Below are 16464 nucleotides of genomic sequence, written 5' to 3'. Positions count from 1 at the left end.
TGAGTGTTGTTAAATCAACCGCGAATCTTGAATGTACGTGGGAATGGTGTCGCCGTTTGCGGGCCAAACCATTGATTAAAGATGCGCTCGGCTTCACCACTGTTTTCCATCTCAACCAGCGTTTCATTAATCAGGCTCATCAGGCGTTTTTCACCCAGCTTGGTGGCAATTGCAAAAATCTCAGTTGAGTTTGCATAGCTAGATAATTCAAATTGAGTTTTATTTGACATCTTGCTTAAAGAACGCGCCAGAGAAGGCTCGTCATCCACCACAGCATCAATCTTTCCATCCTCAAGGAAACGCACTGCTTCAGGGATATCATCAAAAGCAATCACAGTGGCCTTAGGGTATTGCTTACGCACCAGATCTGATCCGGTAGTACCACGCGCCACACCAACATTAGCTTTGGCTAAGGATTCCGGTGTAGGAAACTTACCTTTTTTTGACAGTACTTTTTGGGCGGCGACAAAATAGCCAATACTGCAGCTCACTTCACGCTCACGCTCTGCTGTTTTCGTAAAGGTTGCAACCAGCACATCCACTTTGTTGGATTTCACGGCAGAAATACGCTCGCTAGGATCCAGATCCTGAACCACCAGCTTCACGCCTAGCTTTTTGGCGATCGCACCAGCGAAATCGACATCGTAACCAGAAACTGTTTGATTTTTATTTCTTTGGCCAAAAGGAGGGATATCAGCACGCACGCCAACAACCAAAGCACCACGCGCTTTAATCACATCCAGTAAATCGGCATGTGCCATCAGGCTACTACAAGCAAACAATGTGGCAAGTAAGAATTTATTCATTATATGAATCCTAATTTTGGGCAGTGTCAGACACAAAGCAGTAAATGCTTTGTACTAGTACATCAGTGTTTGCTTATTCTATGTGTTTGGGATATTTCCACAATTGGGGATAAGTCGCAAGTGTAGATACTTATACCCATTAAAGCCTTACTCACTGCCCTGCTTAAAACTCATATAAGCAGCTATTCTCCTGCACCAAGATGCTTTTTATTTCAGGCACTCAATATCATCAAATGTATATTGAGTGCCCTCCACAGACTAAGCCTGAATAAACCCACGAATCTGGCTTAGCAGCTCTTCTTCCTGATAAGGCTTACCCAAGAAGGCATTAACGCCCAGCTCGAATGCGTAATTCTTATGCTTATCTGCAGTACGCGAGGTAATCATAATGATAGGGATCTGACGCGTTCCCTCGTTAGCACGCACATTACGAGTCAGCTCAAAGCCATCCATACGCGGCATCTCGATATCCACCAGCATGACATCGGGTGTTACATCAGAAAGCTGTTGCAAAGCATCCACACCGTCTTTCGCTGTAAGCACCTGGAAGCCTTCACGCGCTAGCAAGCGTCCCGTGATTTTGCGCACCGTCAGGGAATCATCCACCACCATTACCAAAGGTGTGGTTTTGAGCGTTTCCGGCGCAGCAGATTCAGCAGTAGTACTCCGTGTTTCACCATGTGCCAGCAGCAAAAGTGGATTCATAATCATCACCACATCACCGTTACCCAGCACAGTAGCGCCTGTCACCCCTGGAATCCGTGCTAACTGTGGCCCAATGGTCTTCACTACCACCTCTTGGTTACGCAACAGCTCATCCACATGCAAGGCCATACGCCCGGTACCGCTACGCAGCAACAAAATAGTGTTATAGCGTTTTTGTTCAGGCACCGATTGCGCATCGCCCAACAATCTCGGGAAATAAGCAAATGGATAACGGTGATCCATCCATTCCTGGAAACGGCTCTCGTAAATTCGCTCCAATACGCCCAGCTTAATTTCCTGCACCTGCTCGATCATTCCCGAAGGAATAGCGAATTGCTGTCCACCCGCTTTCACCAGCACCACTTGGGTTACGGCAAGGGTTAAAGGCAGGTAAATGGTAAAGGTCGTTCCCACACCCGCTTGGCTGGATACGTCGATGCGTCCACCCAAATCACCCAATTTATTTTTTACCACGTCCATGCCGATACCACGGCCTGAAAGTGCAGTCAGCGAGCTCGCCGTACTGATGCCCGGCTCAAAAATCAGCTCGGTCACCATCTGATCGCTGGCATGAGCGGCCAGCAGACCTTTTTCCACCCCCTTAGCGCGAAGTGTTTCCAGATCGAGGCCCTTACCATCGTCTTTTAGCACTAAGACCAGCTCGTTACCTTCCTGTCTTACTTCAACCTGCACTTCACCAAACTCAGACTTACCCAAGGCAACTCGTTGTTCGGTTGTTTCCAGACCATGATCGATGGCGTTACGCAGCATATGCTCAAACGGCGACATCATTTGATCCAGCACCCCGCGATCAACTTCTACACGACCACCACGCAGCTCCAGATTGACCTTCTTACCGACATCCTTACCGGTCTGTCGAGTCAGACGGTAGAGGCGATCAGATAAGCTGCTAAACGGCACCATACGCACTCGCATCAGGCTTTGTTGTAGCTCTTTGGTCATCCGCGCCTGCTGGCTAAGCGCTGCAGTAGAATCATCGTGATTTTTCAGCAAGTTTTGCTGAATAGTTGCCACGTCGTTCACACTTTCAGCAATAAAACGCGTTACTTCCTGCAAACGGGTAAAGCGATCAAACTCAAGCGGATCAAAATTAGCCTCATGGCTTTCTTGTTCCTTCACCTTCGCCTGCATTTGCGATTCAGCTTGGATTTCCATCTCACGCAGCTGGCTGCGCAAACGATTTACGTTTTCTGTTAAATCGAGCAACGATGCTTTCATGGTGATCATTTCGGCATCAATACGCGATCGGGCAATCGAAACTTCACCGGCCTGATTCACCAGCTGATCCATCAGCTCTGATTTAACCCGGATCGTCGTGCCGCTTTCTACATCGACCTGATTAAGCGGAGCAGCTTTAGCAACGACAACCGGTTGTTTAACACCTTTTAATTCATCCGCTAAGGTTTGAATTAAATCAAAATCAGCATCAAGCGCGTCTAACAATGCCGCGGAGTAGTGATTACCAGCAGCCAGCAAGCGACTTTCCATTTGGTGGGCCACTTCCCCCATCCGCATCGCACCCGCCATCCGCGCGCTGCCTTTAAAGGTATGTAAATCACGCTTTAATGCACTGGATTCTTGCTGCACTTCGGCTGGCACACGCAAACCACGCAAAGAGCCGCTAATTTGCTGCATCAGCTCGTCTGCTTCTTCGATAAACACGGGCAAAAGCTGCTCATCAATATCATCGGTTTGCAGGCCATCCAGCTCAGATTGGCGCTGCACATCGTGTTTATCCAGCAACTGCTCAAACGGCGTCAGCGATTCCATATCCAAGAGGCTGACCAACTGCTCTTCTTCGTCGGCGCTATCCAGATCATCAGGCTGATTCAGCAAGCCATCAAGCAGCGGCGATAGAGCCTCTGACTCGTCTTTAAGCTCATCAACTACGGGTTCTGCCACCTCCTGTGTTTCAGCGACCTCGCTGCTAAGCGGCTCTGCCTCACCCTGTTGCTCAAACTCATTCACCGGTACCAGTGCTTCTGCCAACAGCTCGTGCTCTTTGAAGACATCCGACAATTCAGAATCAATTTCTTCTATCAAAGACTCGGCAAACGCATCGTTAGCAAGCTCGGCGGGCTGATCTAATCCATCCAGCAGTTGCTCGTGTTCTTTGAAGCTATCCAGTTCAGAGTCAATTTCAGCAACTAAAGGCTCAGCAAACACATCGCAGGCAGGCCCGGCAAGCTGATCCATCCCATCCAGCAGTTGCTCGTGCTCTTTGAAGGCATCCGGCAATTCAGAATCAATTTCTTCTATCAAAGACTCGGCAAACGCATCGTTAGCAAGCCCAGCAGGCTGATCCAGCCCATCCAGCAACGGCTCGTGCTCTTTAAAGGCATCCAGCTCTAGGCCAACCTCTACTGCCAGCTGCTCAGTAAACGTATCGCTGACAAGCTCTGGTTTGATCGCAAGATCAAGAGGGCCTTCAAGTGAAAAATCTAACGGCTCAGCGAGCTCATCAAGAGCTGCTTCTGGCTCTACGCCCGCGATATCGTCTGCTTCAACCACATCGGGCACGGCAAACTCTGCTGCACTGCTATCAAGCAGTAGGGCCTCATTTTCTGCCTCAGGCTCGCTTTCAGCTAAACCATGCCCAAGCTCGATCGCTACGCCTTCAGGCTCAATGGATTCATCCAAGGATATTTCATATGTTTCGGCTTGCAGATTTTGTAGAGCAAGGATTTCAGCCTCAGCAAAGCCTGGCGCTTCAAGAGCAAAAATAGACTTCAGCATGCTGCCGATTCGCTCTACAGCCTGATCCAGCGCGGGTTCCCGGCCGATCACCGTTTCACCCAGCTGCTGTACTGCGTGCTCGAGGGTATAAGCCAATTCGCCTAAGCTGCGAAAGCCTGCAGTCGAAGCAATGCCACCAAGGGTATGAGCAGCCAAAAGATAGGCTGATGGATGGCTGTTTTTTCCGCCTTGCAAGGTCTGCAAATATTGGGCTGCTTCATTGCGGAATAAGGAAAACAACGAGGACGATACCGTCACCGTACCGATTGTCACTTCGTCGCTGGCACCCTGCTCACCCTCAAGCGATACGCTGTCTTCAAATGGGGCAGAAACCACGTCAAGGTGGGCTTTTAGTTGCTCTGCTGCTGCAATCAGATCACTACCTTCAACCTGAGCAACGCCATCACGACCAAGCTGCTGCACCCACGTCGCAAACGCGGTATGCGCCTGGGCCAGTAATTGCAATAGCTCAGGCGTGGCGGTTTTTTCAATTTGCATCAGCTTATTGAGCAGTTGCTCAATGGCCCAGGCAACCTGAGCTAAGTGATTCAACCCCACCATGCGGCCACTGCCTTTTAAGGTGTGGAAGCTGCGCCTTAAGACAGTAAGCGCCTCTCTGTCATGCGGAGTCTGCTGACAAACCAAGATTTGCTCGGAAATACTCGCCAGCACCTCAGCCGCTTCTTCTAAGAAGACTTCAAGCAGCTCGGCATCTACTGCCGCGTCGCTTGCGGGCAATGGGCGCGAAGGATCAGGTAAAGGTTTAACATGCTGCGGTGCAGGTTCGGCATCAAGCTGCGGTTCTTCTTCCAGCTGTTCAAGCTCGTTTTGCGCTGCATCAGGCTGCACCGAGCCAGCCAGCTTATCAATCATCACCAAGAGCGAGGCAGGCTCGTCTCTGTTTTGGGCAATGCTATCAATATAAAAACCAAGGCAGGATAAACCTTCGGCCAATAGCTCCAGATCTTCTTGCGCAGGAAGCAGCAGCTCACTCTGCGTAAACTGCTCAATTCGCTGCTGACAGCGTTGTAATAGCTCAACAGCCTGATGCTTCTCCAGCATCACCAAAGCGCCTTGAATCTGGCGCAGGCTTGGGTCAATTTTATTTAATTCTGCGCTGCTGTCTGGTTTACGGAACCAGCCATCAAGAATGTCTTCAACTCCCTGCAAATTGCTGCGCATTTCGTGCGCCAATTGGGCTTGTAATAAGCGCTCTTGTGCCTGCCGGGTGATTTCATCAAGCTGAGGCAGCTCATTTTTTACAGTTGGGTGCAGCAAGCGCAGGCACATGGCCTCCGCCTGGGCAGGAAAATCATCTGCTAGGAGAGGGTAAATCACCAAGCAGTTATCGATCAGTAATAATGCGGTGGCCACTTCAAGGGCATCTGCATCACTCGGCGCATGATCATGCAAACGCTGCACAGCCACGGTAATCGCGGGCCATAGCTGATCCAAGCCCGGAATCGCTAAAGGCTCAGCACGCGCGGATAGTGGCTCAAAATCGGCCATAAAGGCATTTAAGCGTTCAAACTGACCCGAGCTGATTCTGCCCCAGCCTTCTTTACACGCATCCAGCTCTTCACGCAGGCTGCGGGCCAATAAGACACGCAATGCGGATTCGGGCGACAATAAATCGCTATCTGCGCCCGGTAATAAGCTCTCTAAAGCAAAGCCTTTGCGTAATGCCAAGGCTAGTGTGCTGCTGGTTTCCTGCATTAACAGGGCGTACAAAATATCACGGTATAAGCGCTCTGCAACTTTGCCTGAGCCCTCACTCAAACGGCGTAATTGCATATTGAGCCGCAAGATAAGCTGCTTCAGATCCAAATCTATATTTAAATCAAGCGGTCCTTGATGACGGCTTAAACCATCGAGTAAACCCGCGGCGGCCCACCAAAAATGACGCGAAATAGCCAAGGATTGCGTGGCCGCAATTTCAGCCAGACACTTGGCCATTACTCCCGCAGCGGCGGGCTCGTTACCAATCCAGCTCAGCAATACCGCTTCAAAACGTTGGCGGCGCAAACGAATAAAAGCACTCGCGTCAGCGGCTGCCACCGTGCGAACAGGCAAACCCTTAGGCAGCTCCAGATCAGCAAGGTGCGGAAAAAACAACTCGGCACCGCTCTCTGAAGCCTGACGCAAAGCAGCCATCTTTTTAAAGCTGCCAAGTAATCTTAAAGGCTGATTAGGCGCGCCTGCGGCAATTTGCTCCAGATAATGGCTGGCTTCTGCAATCGCTCTTTGGATAATGGCAAGTGTGTCAGGACTGATCTCGTCCGAGGCAAGTGTTTGTTCGATTTCTTCACAAAAACGCGCAAGGCCAGTGAGCTCAACCATTTGCACTGCACCATAAGCCTGATGCAAAAAGGTTCGAGCATGTTTCAGCAGTGCGCTATCTTTGGTCTCGCCAAACTGAGCCAAAGCTTGCGACGCTTTTTGTAAAGTTTGCTCGATTTCGCTCTTAACCCAGACCAGAGAGCCCAGATCAAATTCGGTGTGCGCGCTCATTTAAAGCCTATTTTCAAGTAACACTTCAACATATTAGATGTAGGTTGGGTTAAGCGATCTATCGTCATAACCCAACGTCCTTATCAGCCTCTTGGCTTAGCAAGCGTCATCGCCTAAGCCTATAGGCGTCAACTTAAGTGCCAAACTTAACCTTTGCAGAATAAGTTTTCTGCAGGCGGGCTATACAGCCCCCTGCAGATGCCGTCAGCTAGCAATAGAAAAATTAAAGCTTAAAGCCCGAAGCGGAGTCTTTCAGCTCTTGCGCCAGAGACGTGAGCTGCCCCACCGCCGCCGCAGATTGCTTCGTCCCTGCTGTAGTTTGCTCAGTAATAGCCAAAATATCACGCATGGACAAGTTAACCTTACTAGCCAGTTGGGTCTGATCTTCCGTTTCATGCGCAATCGATTCAATCAAACGCGCCAGATCACGGGAAACCTGACCAATCTCGGTCAGTGCCTGACCCGCGGCATCGGATAGTTTTGCCCCTTCAACCACACCCTGTGTGGAAACTTCCATCGCGGCTACCGCATCATGGGTATCGGTCTGAATCGTTTTCACAATCGCACTAATCTGCTTGGTCGCCTCGCCTGAACGTTCCGCCAGACGCTGCACTTCCTCAGCAACAATCGAGAAGCCGCGGCCTGCATCGCCCGCCGCAGCAGCCTGAATCGCCGCATTCAAAGCCAAAACGTTAGTCTGTTCGGTAATGTCTGAAATCAATTCAACGATTTCACTAATTTCTTGCGAGCTTTCACCCAGACGCTTAATCCGCTTCGCCGTTTCCTGAATTTGCTCGCGAATGTCGCCCATACCCTTAATCTGATTCTGTACCGCCTCTGCGCCCTTCTCTGCAGCCATCAGGGATGACTGCGCCACGTTGGCTGATTCGGCAGCATTGCTCGATACACCGCGAATCGATGTCACCATCTGCTCAACCGTCTGATTGGTACCTTCAATTTCTACAGATTGGCGTTCAGCAGCAGCCAGCAACTCATCAGAAATACCCTGCGCTTCTTGTGTGGCCGAAGTAACCTGCCCTGTTGCACGGTTAATCTTGGTAATCAGGGAACGCAGCTCTTCAATCGTGTAGTTAATCGAGTCAGCAATCGCCCCCGTCAGGTCTTCAGTAACCGATGCACGAACGGTCAAATCTCCGTCAGCTAAATCGGCCATTTCATTCAGCAGGCGCAAAATCGCCTCCTGATTCTTTTTGTTCTCGGCTTCCAGTACCAAACGACGACGTACCGACTCCTGGTTAAATACCGCCACCAGTAAATACAGGGCCAATACAGCTACCACGATAAAAATAAACTCTAAAAGACCATTGACGATACTACTGGCGGTGTTTTCATAGGCATCCGCCAGTTCGCTGGTTTCTTTCAATAGTTTTTCTGAGTCAGAAACGATACTTTGGCTGGCCATCCGCGAGCTCACCAAAGGCTGCATGTTTTTAGAGAACGAAGCCACAACCACTTCAAAGTCATTAAAACGCTTAGCAATTTCATTTAATTTAGCAATCATTTCAGGATTGCTAACCGCCCGCAGTTGCAGCTCTGTATTTTTGCCATCCAAAAATGCAGTTACGATTTCATCAAATAAAACCGCGTCCTTACCCAATAAAGACACCACTTCAGGGTTGATCAGATCATCGCCGAAAACGGTGTTCGAGTTTTTCGCCATACGCTGCGATAACATCGATAGGAGATACGCGTTCTCCATTTCGCTTGCATTACCGCCATTTGCGGCCAGCAGTTTGGCGAAATCCTGGGTGTTTTCCAGTAATACGGCATCGTTACGGTTAATCGTAAATACAGACTGACCAATCGTCACCAAAGCTTTCTCTTGCTTCAGGATGGTATCTACGGTGGGGCGGGATGCATTGCTACTAAACGATTGCTTCCACGTCGCATTAATCGAGCTAATCAGCTTGGATGGGTTATGCGACAACAAGCTAACCAGCAAGCCACCGCTCGACAGCTGCGTCAAATTGGCGTCAAAGCGAACATAAGCATCTTTCAAAATAGGGAAAGCGTCTGCCTTACCCTGAACAGCCTGCGTAGATGCTCGCGCAATACGCTGCGAAAGCATCTGCATTTCAGTAGAAATAGCACGACGCTCAGCGTTATAAGACGAAGCTCGAAACGCAAGAAACGCGGTAATAATAAACAAGCCGGCAGAAAGCAACATAACCGCTAGCAAAATAGCCATTTGCTGACGAATTGGCAGCGCCCCAATCACGGGCAATGGTTTTTTTACTTGTGTGTCATCCGACTCAGGCAGACTCAACTTTCCCATGATCCATGTTGTTTTTGTCGGCTCATAATTAGCCGCAACAGGAGCCGCTTGTTTGCTTCCGGAAAAAAGGCGTTTTACGCCATCCAGATTCAGTGCCATTTTGTGTTACTCCCAATCCCGTATCTATTTTTATGGGTGCTGCTCATTAAACAGACCATTTAAAACCACTACGCCCTCACCATCATCCAATGATGTATGAGAGCAATGGCAGGAACGCCCAGCTTACAGTCATAAACCGAGCTTTTTTACTACCCTGCCATGCTCTGGCCAAGGGGATGCTACATTTTTCAACAGCCCGCTACATTTGACCTGTCTGTAAAAAAGCAGGCTGTGCAACTAAAGTCTGAATATCTAAGCTACGCCAAGAAACACCCACCGCATCGCGATACGCATCTCCTGTACAAGCAGATGAGCGGCTAAGTACAGAATCAGGCGTTAAATCTGCTAAATGCTTTAAACCAAGCATGCGATCAACCAACACCGCGCAATGCAAGATATGCCGAGGATGCAAGAGCAATAATCTCGCGGCAGGGGTAGCGGATAAGCTGCCCGTGCCAAGAAACGCAGCCAGATCACTCACACTGACTAAATTACCCCGTAAGTTCGCCACCCCTTTAAACCAGTGGTGAACCAAGGGAACAGTTGAAAGGGCTGGCACAGGCATCACCTCAGCCACGTCTGATAAATCAACCAGCCAATTCTCTCCGCCGATTCTCACGCCCAAACGAGCATCAACTTGAGCACTTGCTGCCACGCTTTTTAAACGCGCCATTACCCCTTCTTGATAATCGCGCAGGCTAATCCGTTTGGCCATGATTCTTCCGCTTAAATAAGCTGCAATTTAAAATACAACAGATCAAAATTCAGTCAATACCTGATTCACCTCAATAGGAGGCAGAAAATCATGCCGAAGAAACACTAAACGAGTAAATGGCTGACTCATTTTAGAATCAGCCATTCGCTTTAAAAATGCGGACTAAATCTCACCTAAATGGCGTTATTTCTGGCCCGATTTTTATGTTTCTTACAGATATATTGCGGCTTAATCAAGCAGCTCTATATCAAAGGCTTGGCATAGGAATAAGCTATTTTTTACAAAGCCGCAATTTTGGCAAGCAATTCCTGGGGGTCAACCGGTTTAACCACGTATTCCACGGCACCTTGTCTGCGCCCCCAGACCATATCTGTTTCCTGGTTTTTAGAAGTGCACATAATGATAGGAATATGCTTAGTCACTTCATCACGGCTAATTGTGCGAGTTGCTTGAAAGCCATTCATTCCTGGCATTACAACATCCATCAGAATTAAATCTGGCATTAATTCTTTAACTTTTGCCACCGCTTCCTCACCCGACTCTGCGGTGACGACTTGAAAACCATTCTTCGTAAGTAATTCACCTAGGAAATGACGCTCTGTTGGTGAATCATCGACGATAAATATTTTTTTGATACTCATTGGTGTCCTACCCATAGTCAAACGCTGCGAATATGCGCAGCAACAGCCTGCAATAGGCTGTCTTTAGTAAAAGGCTTAGTTAAATACTCATCAGACCCAACCATCCTGCCTCTGGCACGATCAAATAAACCATCTTTAGAGGACAGCATAATAACGGGAGTCGTTTTATATCGAGGATTTTTTTTAATCAGCGAGCAGGTTTGATAGCCATCAAGCCTTGGCATCATTACATCAACAAAAATCACATCGGGTAAACGATCGCTGATTTTAGCCAATGCATCAAAACCGTCCTCTGCAAGAATCACCTCGCAGCCAGCCTGCCCCAAAAAAATCTCCGCACTTCTGCGTATGGTATTGCTGTCATCAATCACCATGACTTTTACCCCGGCGAGCTGTGACATTACTTTTTTCCCCTCATCAATTTTCTTAGCATGGTTTTATCGGGAGCAAACAAAAATTATAATATTAGTGGGCAGTATATGCGCCCTATTTTATCTGCGCACATTCTTTGCCGCAAAATAATAGGCCAATACTAAGAAAATAAGAAGATAGAGGGATATAGAAAAAAAAGAAACCCCGGTCTGAGCAGGCATTGACCGGGGTCATACAGGCTTTGGCACGTTGCCAAAGCACCCGCTCAGGGAGGAAAAAGCGGGAGGTGCAGGGGCGCACCTAGAATCAAGATAGAACCCCGGCATAAAACTGCAAGCCTGTTTACTCCCCGTCTATCAGCTCTGGGTTTTCACCTACGCTTTTGAGCTGCTCTGACTGGTAATTCATGGCATCAAACCAGCCGCCAACGACCTTTTCAGTAATATCTGCTCCTAGCTTTTTAGAGCTGGAAAACAGCTGAACTGTAATCATCGATTCGTCAGCAAACTCTGCCTCTACCTTGCGTAAAATGGCAATTTGATCTTGGCGGTTCAATTTGTCACATTTGGTCAAAATGCAGTGGATCGGCTTGCCCGTTGGGCGAAACCAGTCGAGCATTTGACGATCTAAATCGGTAAGTGGACGGCGAGAGTCCATAATCAATACCAGACCGATTAAGTTAGTTCGCCTTACCAGATACTGGCTAAGCAATTTTTCCCAGTGTTGTCTTACTGACACAGGTACTTCAGCGTAACCATAACCTGGCAAGTCAACCAATCGGTTGTTGGCGTTACCAAATTTGAAATAGTTGATATGTTGAGTACGGCCCGGTGTTTTAGAAACAAAGGCAAGCCGCGTATGGTTAGCCAGTGTATTGATAGCACTGGACTTGCCGGCGTTGGAGCGTCCGGCGAATGCAACTTCCATACCGTCAGCCGGAAGAGCCTTCAGGTCGTTGACGGTTGTCAGGAATTGCAAGCCTTGGAAAAGCGACATTGGGTAACCACTGTGGTTTGTGAACGGGTCTTGTTATAGAATACCAGCAATTGAATAATCTTCGGCCGGTTCAACTTATTGCAAAATTGACTGCGACGCTCGTACGGCATGCTAAAAACAAAAAAATCCTCATTTACTCTAGTAAATTCCAGATTTTTTGTCTTACCTGCCCAGTACCTGCCCCGCCCTATTTTGCAGCAAGCTGATTTATCCGGCTACTCGCACTTTTGAGGAGCAAATGCTTATGCGCCGTGCGCCTGTTGCAGCAATCATTGCCACACTATTAATGGTGGCCCCGACCGCATTTGCCGCTGGCGGCACTAAAGCAGATCCGGCAAAAGGTAAACAATTGGTCGAGCAAGTCTGCGCGGCCTGTCATGGTATTGATGGAAACAGCGCTGCATCTGCTAATCCCAGCCTTGCAGGCCAACATCCTGAATACATTGTAAAACAATTGGTCGAGTACAAGACGGCTAAGCGAAAAAATCCCGTTATGATGGGAATGGCAGCGCCTTTATCTCCTGCTGATATGGCCAATGTAGCGGAATACTTCTCCCAGCAGCCCGCCAAAGATCGTGGCGCATCTGATAAAGCGCTGATCGAAACCGGTAAAAAAATCTACCGTGGCGGCATTATGGCGAAGGGTGTTCCTGCCTGTATGGCCTGTCATGGCCCGTCTGGCGCAGGGATTCCCGGACAATACCCTCGCATGGGTGGCCAGCACTCGGCCTACACCTTGGCTCAGCTCAATACTTTCCGTAGCGGTGAGCGCACCAACAACAGCGTAATGACTGATGTTGCGGCCAGATTGTCTGATGCAGAAATTAAAGCCGTTGCTGAATATATTCAGGCACTGCATTAATTTAGACCGTAGAGCAGCACAAGCTGGCTCAATCCGCTTGTGTTGCTACTCCTTACCGGAACTTTATTCGGTATCAGGGTTCTTTTAAGCTAGCTACAAACAACTGTAGTTGATTAACGGATCCCTAGAACAAGGGGCTTATGCCCCTTTTTGACTTCTATGACACCCAAAACTTCTTTTCTAAAAGCATGGTACGAATTATTTTCGTCGATGCGTTTTGCCGTAAGCCTGCTGACTATTCTTGCAATTGCTTCGATTATCGGTACCGTCCTCAAACAAAACGAACCTTACGCCAATTATAAAATTGAGTTTGGTGAATTCTGGTTTCATATTTTTCATCCCTTAGGCCTGTTTGACGTTTACCACAGCGCATGGTTTTTGCTGATACTTTGCTTTCTGGTGCTTTCCACCAGCTTATGTATCTGGCGGCAGTGGCCGGGAGTTTGGCGTGATATTCGCGGCTACCGCGAAAATGCCAGCAATAACTCGCTGCGCCTGATGTCGCACAATACCGAACTGGACAGCGAATTAGCCTCCGAAGAAGTGATTGATGTGCTGGCTAACCGTGGCTACCGCAGCCGTATTCGGGAAGAACACGGCCATGTACTGATTGCTGCCAAAAAAGGCAGCTTTCAGCGTTTGGGCTATTTATTTGCCCATGCCGCCATTGTCGTGATCTGCTTAGGCGGCTTACTTGATGGCAATGTGCCGCTCAAGCTAACCGAGCTATTTGGCTTTAAAACGCCAGAAATACACGACGTACCTCAAAGCAAAGTCCCCGAACAAAGCCGCTTGCCCGAAGATAATTTATCTTTCCGTGGCAACGTCACTCTGCCCGAAGGCTCGGTAGGAGATGTGGTCTTTTTAAACGCAGGCCAAGGTTATTTTGTACAAGAGCTGCCATTTGCACTGCGTTTAAATAAGTTTTATATCGAGCATTACTCCACAGGCCAGCCTAAGCTCTTTGCCAGTGACATCGATTTACTCGATAAAAAAACCGGCAAAGTGCTGCGCAGAGCCAAGGTAGAGGTCAATAAGCCACTAATTTATAATGGAGTTGCCGTATATCAAGCCAGCTTTGGCGATGGCGGCTCCTCGCTGGAAATGCGGCGCTGGGATTTAAACAGCAACACCTCGCAAGCACTAAGTGCCCGCTCGCAAGCCAGCCAGGCGATTCAAATTAATGGCCAACCTTACCAGCTAGAAATGGGTGATTTCCGCGCATTTAATATTGAAAACATGGGCAAAGTGGCCAACAACGCCATGGCCGTCAGCAAATTTGCCCAAGCCATGGCCTCTGCCCAAGCCGTGCAAAGCGAACACAATCTCAAAAATATCGGCCCATCGATTCAATTTAAATTGCGCGATAAAAACGGCCAGGCAATCGAATACCTGAATTATTTCTCCCCTTTCTTTGAAAAAAGCGCAGGTTATGCCGTAACAGGCATGCGCCGCGAAGTGGCAGCACCTTTCCAGTTTGTCCGTATTCCTCTCGACAAGGAAATGGAAGCCAACACCTTTATGCGCTTGCGAGCGGCTCTGCTGGATAAATCGCTCTACCCGGAAATTGCCCGCCGTACCGCAGCCAAAGCATTTCAAAGTGGCGGGATTTCCAAAGAAGGTGAAGCACAATTTAAAGATGTCACCATCGGAGTGCTCACTCGCTTTAGCGAAGGCGGCTTTCCTGCCATAGAAAGTTTCCTTGATGATAAAGTCCCCAAAGATCAGCGCCAGACCGTTGCCCAAACCTATATCAAGATTCTGCAAGGCACGGTGATTGATGCAATGGATGTGGCACAAGGACGCGCTAGCCTGCCGATACTGCCTATTGATGAGACGCAATATCGCTTTCTAATGGATAGTCTGGTGGCAGTGAGCAGCTTATTTGAATACGGGCCGCCAATCTGGCTGGAAGCGAATCGCTTTGATGAAGTCAAAGCCAGTGGCTTTCAGATTACCCGCGCTCCGGGCCAGAATATTGTTTATTTCGGCTCTTTATTATTAGTTATCGGTATCTTCTGCATGTTTTATATTCGTGAAAATCGCGTTTGGGTGCGCCTTGCCTCTGGCAAAACCTTAATCGCCATGAGTAGCAACCGCAAAAACTCCGATCTGGATCATGAATTTACCGAGCTAAGCTCGGCTCTGGCTGCCAAAGGAAAAACACAATGAGTCTCTCCAAACGCCGTCTGTCACCGTTTGATATGGTGTTTGCCGGTCTGATTATTGCCTCTGGGCTATTTGCCTATAAGCGCTACGCCGCGTTTATGGATTATTACGAAGAAGGCATCTTACTTGGCACCGTGGCCGCCATCGTATGGTTTGGCCGTTTTTGGCCAGCGATGCGCGTATTTTTGCCGGTCAGCGCACTGTTCGCTCTGGCAGGGATTGGCCTGTATCAAAACTCGCTGGCTAATGGGCAAAGTGTTTTCTGGCTCAAATATATCCTCTCCAGCCAATCGGCCGTGATGTGGATGTGCGTGCTTTATCTTTTGGCCACACTGATGTACTGGCTAGGCATGTTGCGCCGCTCTAATACCGCTCTGGATATCGCCAGCAGCTTAACTTGGGCTGCAGCTTCCGCCGCGCTGATCTCTAAACTGGTGCGCTGGTATGAAAGCTATTTAATCGGCGCAGATGTAGGCCATATCCCTGTTTCCAATCTGTACGAAGTCTTTATTCTGTTTTGCCTGATTACTACCCTGATGTATCTGTACTACGAGCAAAAATTCAAAGCACAGAGCATGGCTAAAACCATGGGCGCATTTGTACTACCCATCATTCTGGCCGCGGTTGGTTTTATTCTCTGGTATAGCGTTGATCGTCAGGCGCATGAGATTCAGCCGCTCATCCCTGCCCTGCAATCCTGGTGGATGAAGATTCATGTACCGGCAAACTTTGTGGGCTACGGTGCATTTGCATTATCTGCGGGCTTGGCAACGGCTCAGCTTTTAGTTTCGCGTGGCATTCTGGTCAACCGTCTGCCTAGCTACGAAACGCTGGGCGAAGTGATGTACAAAGCGATATCCATCGGCTTTCTGTTCTTTACCATCGCCACCATTTTAGGCGCGATGTGGGCTGCCGAAGCGTGGGGTGGCTACTGGAGCTGGGATCCAAAAGAAACATGGGCGCTGATTGTATGGCTCAACTACGCATCATGGCTGCATATGCGCTTAGTGAAAGGCTGGCGCGGCAATATCTTGGCTTGGTGGGCACTGATTGGCTTGCTAGTCACCACCTTCGCTTTTATTGGTGTAAATATGTTTTTATCAGGCTTACATTCATACGGCGGCTTATAAGTAACATCTTACTAAATCCAGCAAAGCTTTATAAAATATCGCCTCATGCACCCCTGTGCATGGAGGCGAATTACTTTCTAGCCCTGAATGCATTATGAAAGTACCACCTCTTGCTAAATACTTACAAATACAGCCTATCCTCACCATACCTCAATACTGTTGATGCTCTAGACAAGGCACCTACACGCCTTTCCCCCTCCTCAATTAAAGTGACTCTCACTCCACTGCATCTAGCGTGCAAGAACGTACTCCTGCTCGCCACCGCTCATTCTTAGCAATAAATATAAGCCCTAAGCAAGAAAACAAAATAACTTACTTACAGAAATACCTGCTCAATATCGATGAGTATTTGACTCTCAAGCAAAGCCCATCTAGCTTTACTTATGCTTTTTCACTTACTTTACT

10 protein-coding genes are annotated in these 16464 nt (G+C 48.6%); 3 read left to right on the top strand and 7 right to left on the bottom strand.

Features of this window, described 5'->3' with window-relative positions; genetic code table 11:
- Window positions 1-14: 14 nt before the first annotated feature.
- The 7 genes from ACFQNF_RS03705 to yihA all read right to left on the bottom strand — a co-directional run bounded on the left by ACFQNF_RS03705 (window position 15) and on the right by yihA (window position 11898).
- Entirely contained in the window at window positions 15-806 is a 792-nt protein-coding gene (locus ACFQNF_RS03705; protein WP_380186194.1) for a transporter substrate-binding domain-containing protein, read from the bottom strand.
- 258 nt (window positions 807-1064) lie between these two features.
- On the bottom strand, window positions 1065-6779 hold the full coding sequence (locus ACFQNF_RS03700) for an Hpt domain-containing protein (RefSeq protein WP_380186192.1): 5715 nt from the start codon (window positions 6777-6779) through the stop codon (window positions 1065-1067).
- 223 nt (window positions 6780-7002) lie between these two features.
- Window positions 7003-9174, bottom strand: coding sequence for a methyl-accepting chemotaxis protein (locus ACFQNF_RS03695; RefSeq protein WP_380186190.1), 2172 nt, complete (start codon window positions 9172-9174; stop codon window positions 7003-7005).
- 199 nt (window positions 9175-9373) lie between these two features.
- Window positions 9374-9889 (bottom strand): chemotaxis protein CheW, encoded by a 516-nt coding sequence (locus tag ACFQNF_RS03690; protein WP_380186188.1) that lies wholly within the window; start codon window positions 9887-9889, stop codon window positions 9374-9376.
- A gap of 278 nt (window positions 9890-10167) precedes the next feature.
- Complete coding sequence (locus ACFQNF_RS03685; RefSeq protein WP_046353685.1) at window positions 10168-10530, bottom strand: response regulator transcription factor; 363 nt, start codon at window positions 10528-10530, stop codon at window positions 10168-10170.
- A gap of 17 nt (window positions 10531-10547) precedes the next feature.
- Complete coding sequence (locus ACFQNF_RS03680; RefSeq protein ID WP_046353686.1) at window positions 10548-10931, bottom strand: response regulator; 384 nt, start codon at window positions 10929-10931, stop codon at window positions 10548-10550.
- Between the two features lie 313 nt (window positions 10932-11244).
- A complete protein-coding gene (gene yihA, locus ACFQNF_RS03675) occupies window positions 11245-11898 on the bottom strand; it encodes a ribosome biogenesis GTP-binding protein YihA/YsxC (RefSeq protein ID WP_380186185.1) in 654 nt (217 codons plus the stop codon).
- Between the two features lie 238 nt (window positions 11899-12136).
- Here yihA and ACFQNF_RS03670 point away from each other — a divergent pair, with 238 nt between their 5' ends.
- The 3 genes from ACFQNF_RS03670 (at window position 12137) to ccsB (ending at window position 16059) form a co-directional block, all read left to right on the top strand.
- The gene (locus ACFQNF_RS03670) at window positions 12137-12760 is read left to right on the top strand and encodes a c-type cytochrome (RefSeq protein WP_231743290.1); all 624 of its coding nucleotides are present in this window, start codon (window positions 12137-12139) and stop codon (window positions 12758-12760) included.
- A gap of 159 nt (window positions 12761-12919) precedes the next feature.
- A complete protein-coding gene (locus tag ACFQNF_RS03665; protein WP_380186183.1) occupies window positions 12920-14932 on the top strand; it encodes a cytochrome c biogenesis protein ResB in 2013 nt (670 codons plus the stop codon).
- Complete coding sequence (gene ccsB, locus ACFQNF_RS03660) at window positions 14929-16059, top strand: c-type cytochrome biogenesis protein CcsB (RefSeq protein ID WP_380186181.1); 1131 nt, start codon at window positions 14929-14931, stop codon at window positions 16057-16059. Before ACFQNF_RS03665 ends, ccsB begins: the two co-directional genes overlap by 4 nt.
- Window positions 16060-16464 lie beyond the last annotated feature (405 nt).

This window comes from Iodobacter arcticus, from assembly GCF_042664895.1.
Taxonomy (GTDB): domain Bacteria; phylum Pseudomonadota; class Gammaproteobacteria; order Burkholderiales; family Chitinibacteraceae; genus Iodobacter; species Iodobacter arcticus.
Note: the sequence above shows the minus strand (reverse complement) of the source record. Positions and strands in the feature narration are given on the sequence as shown.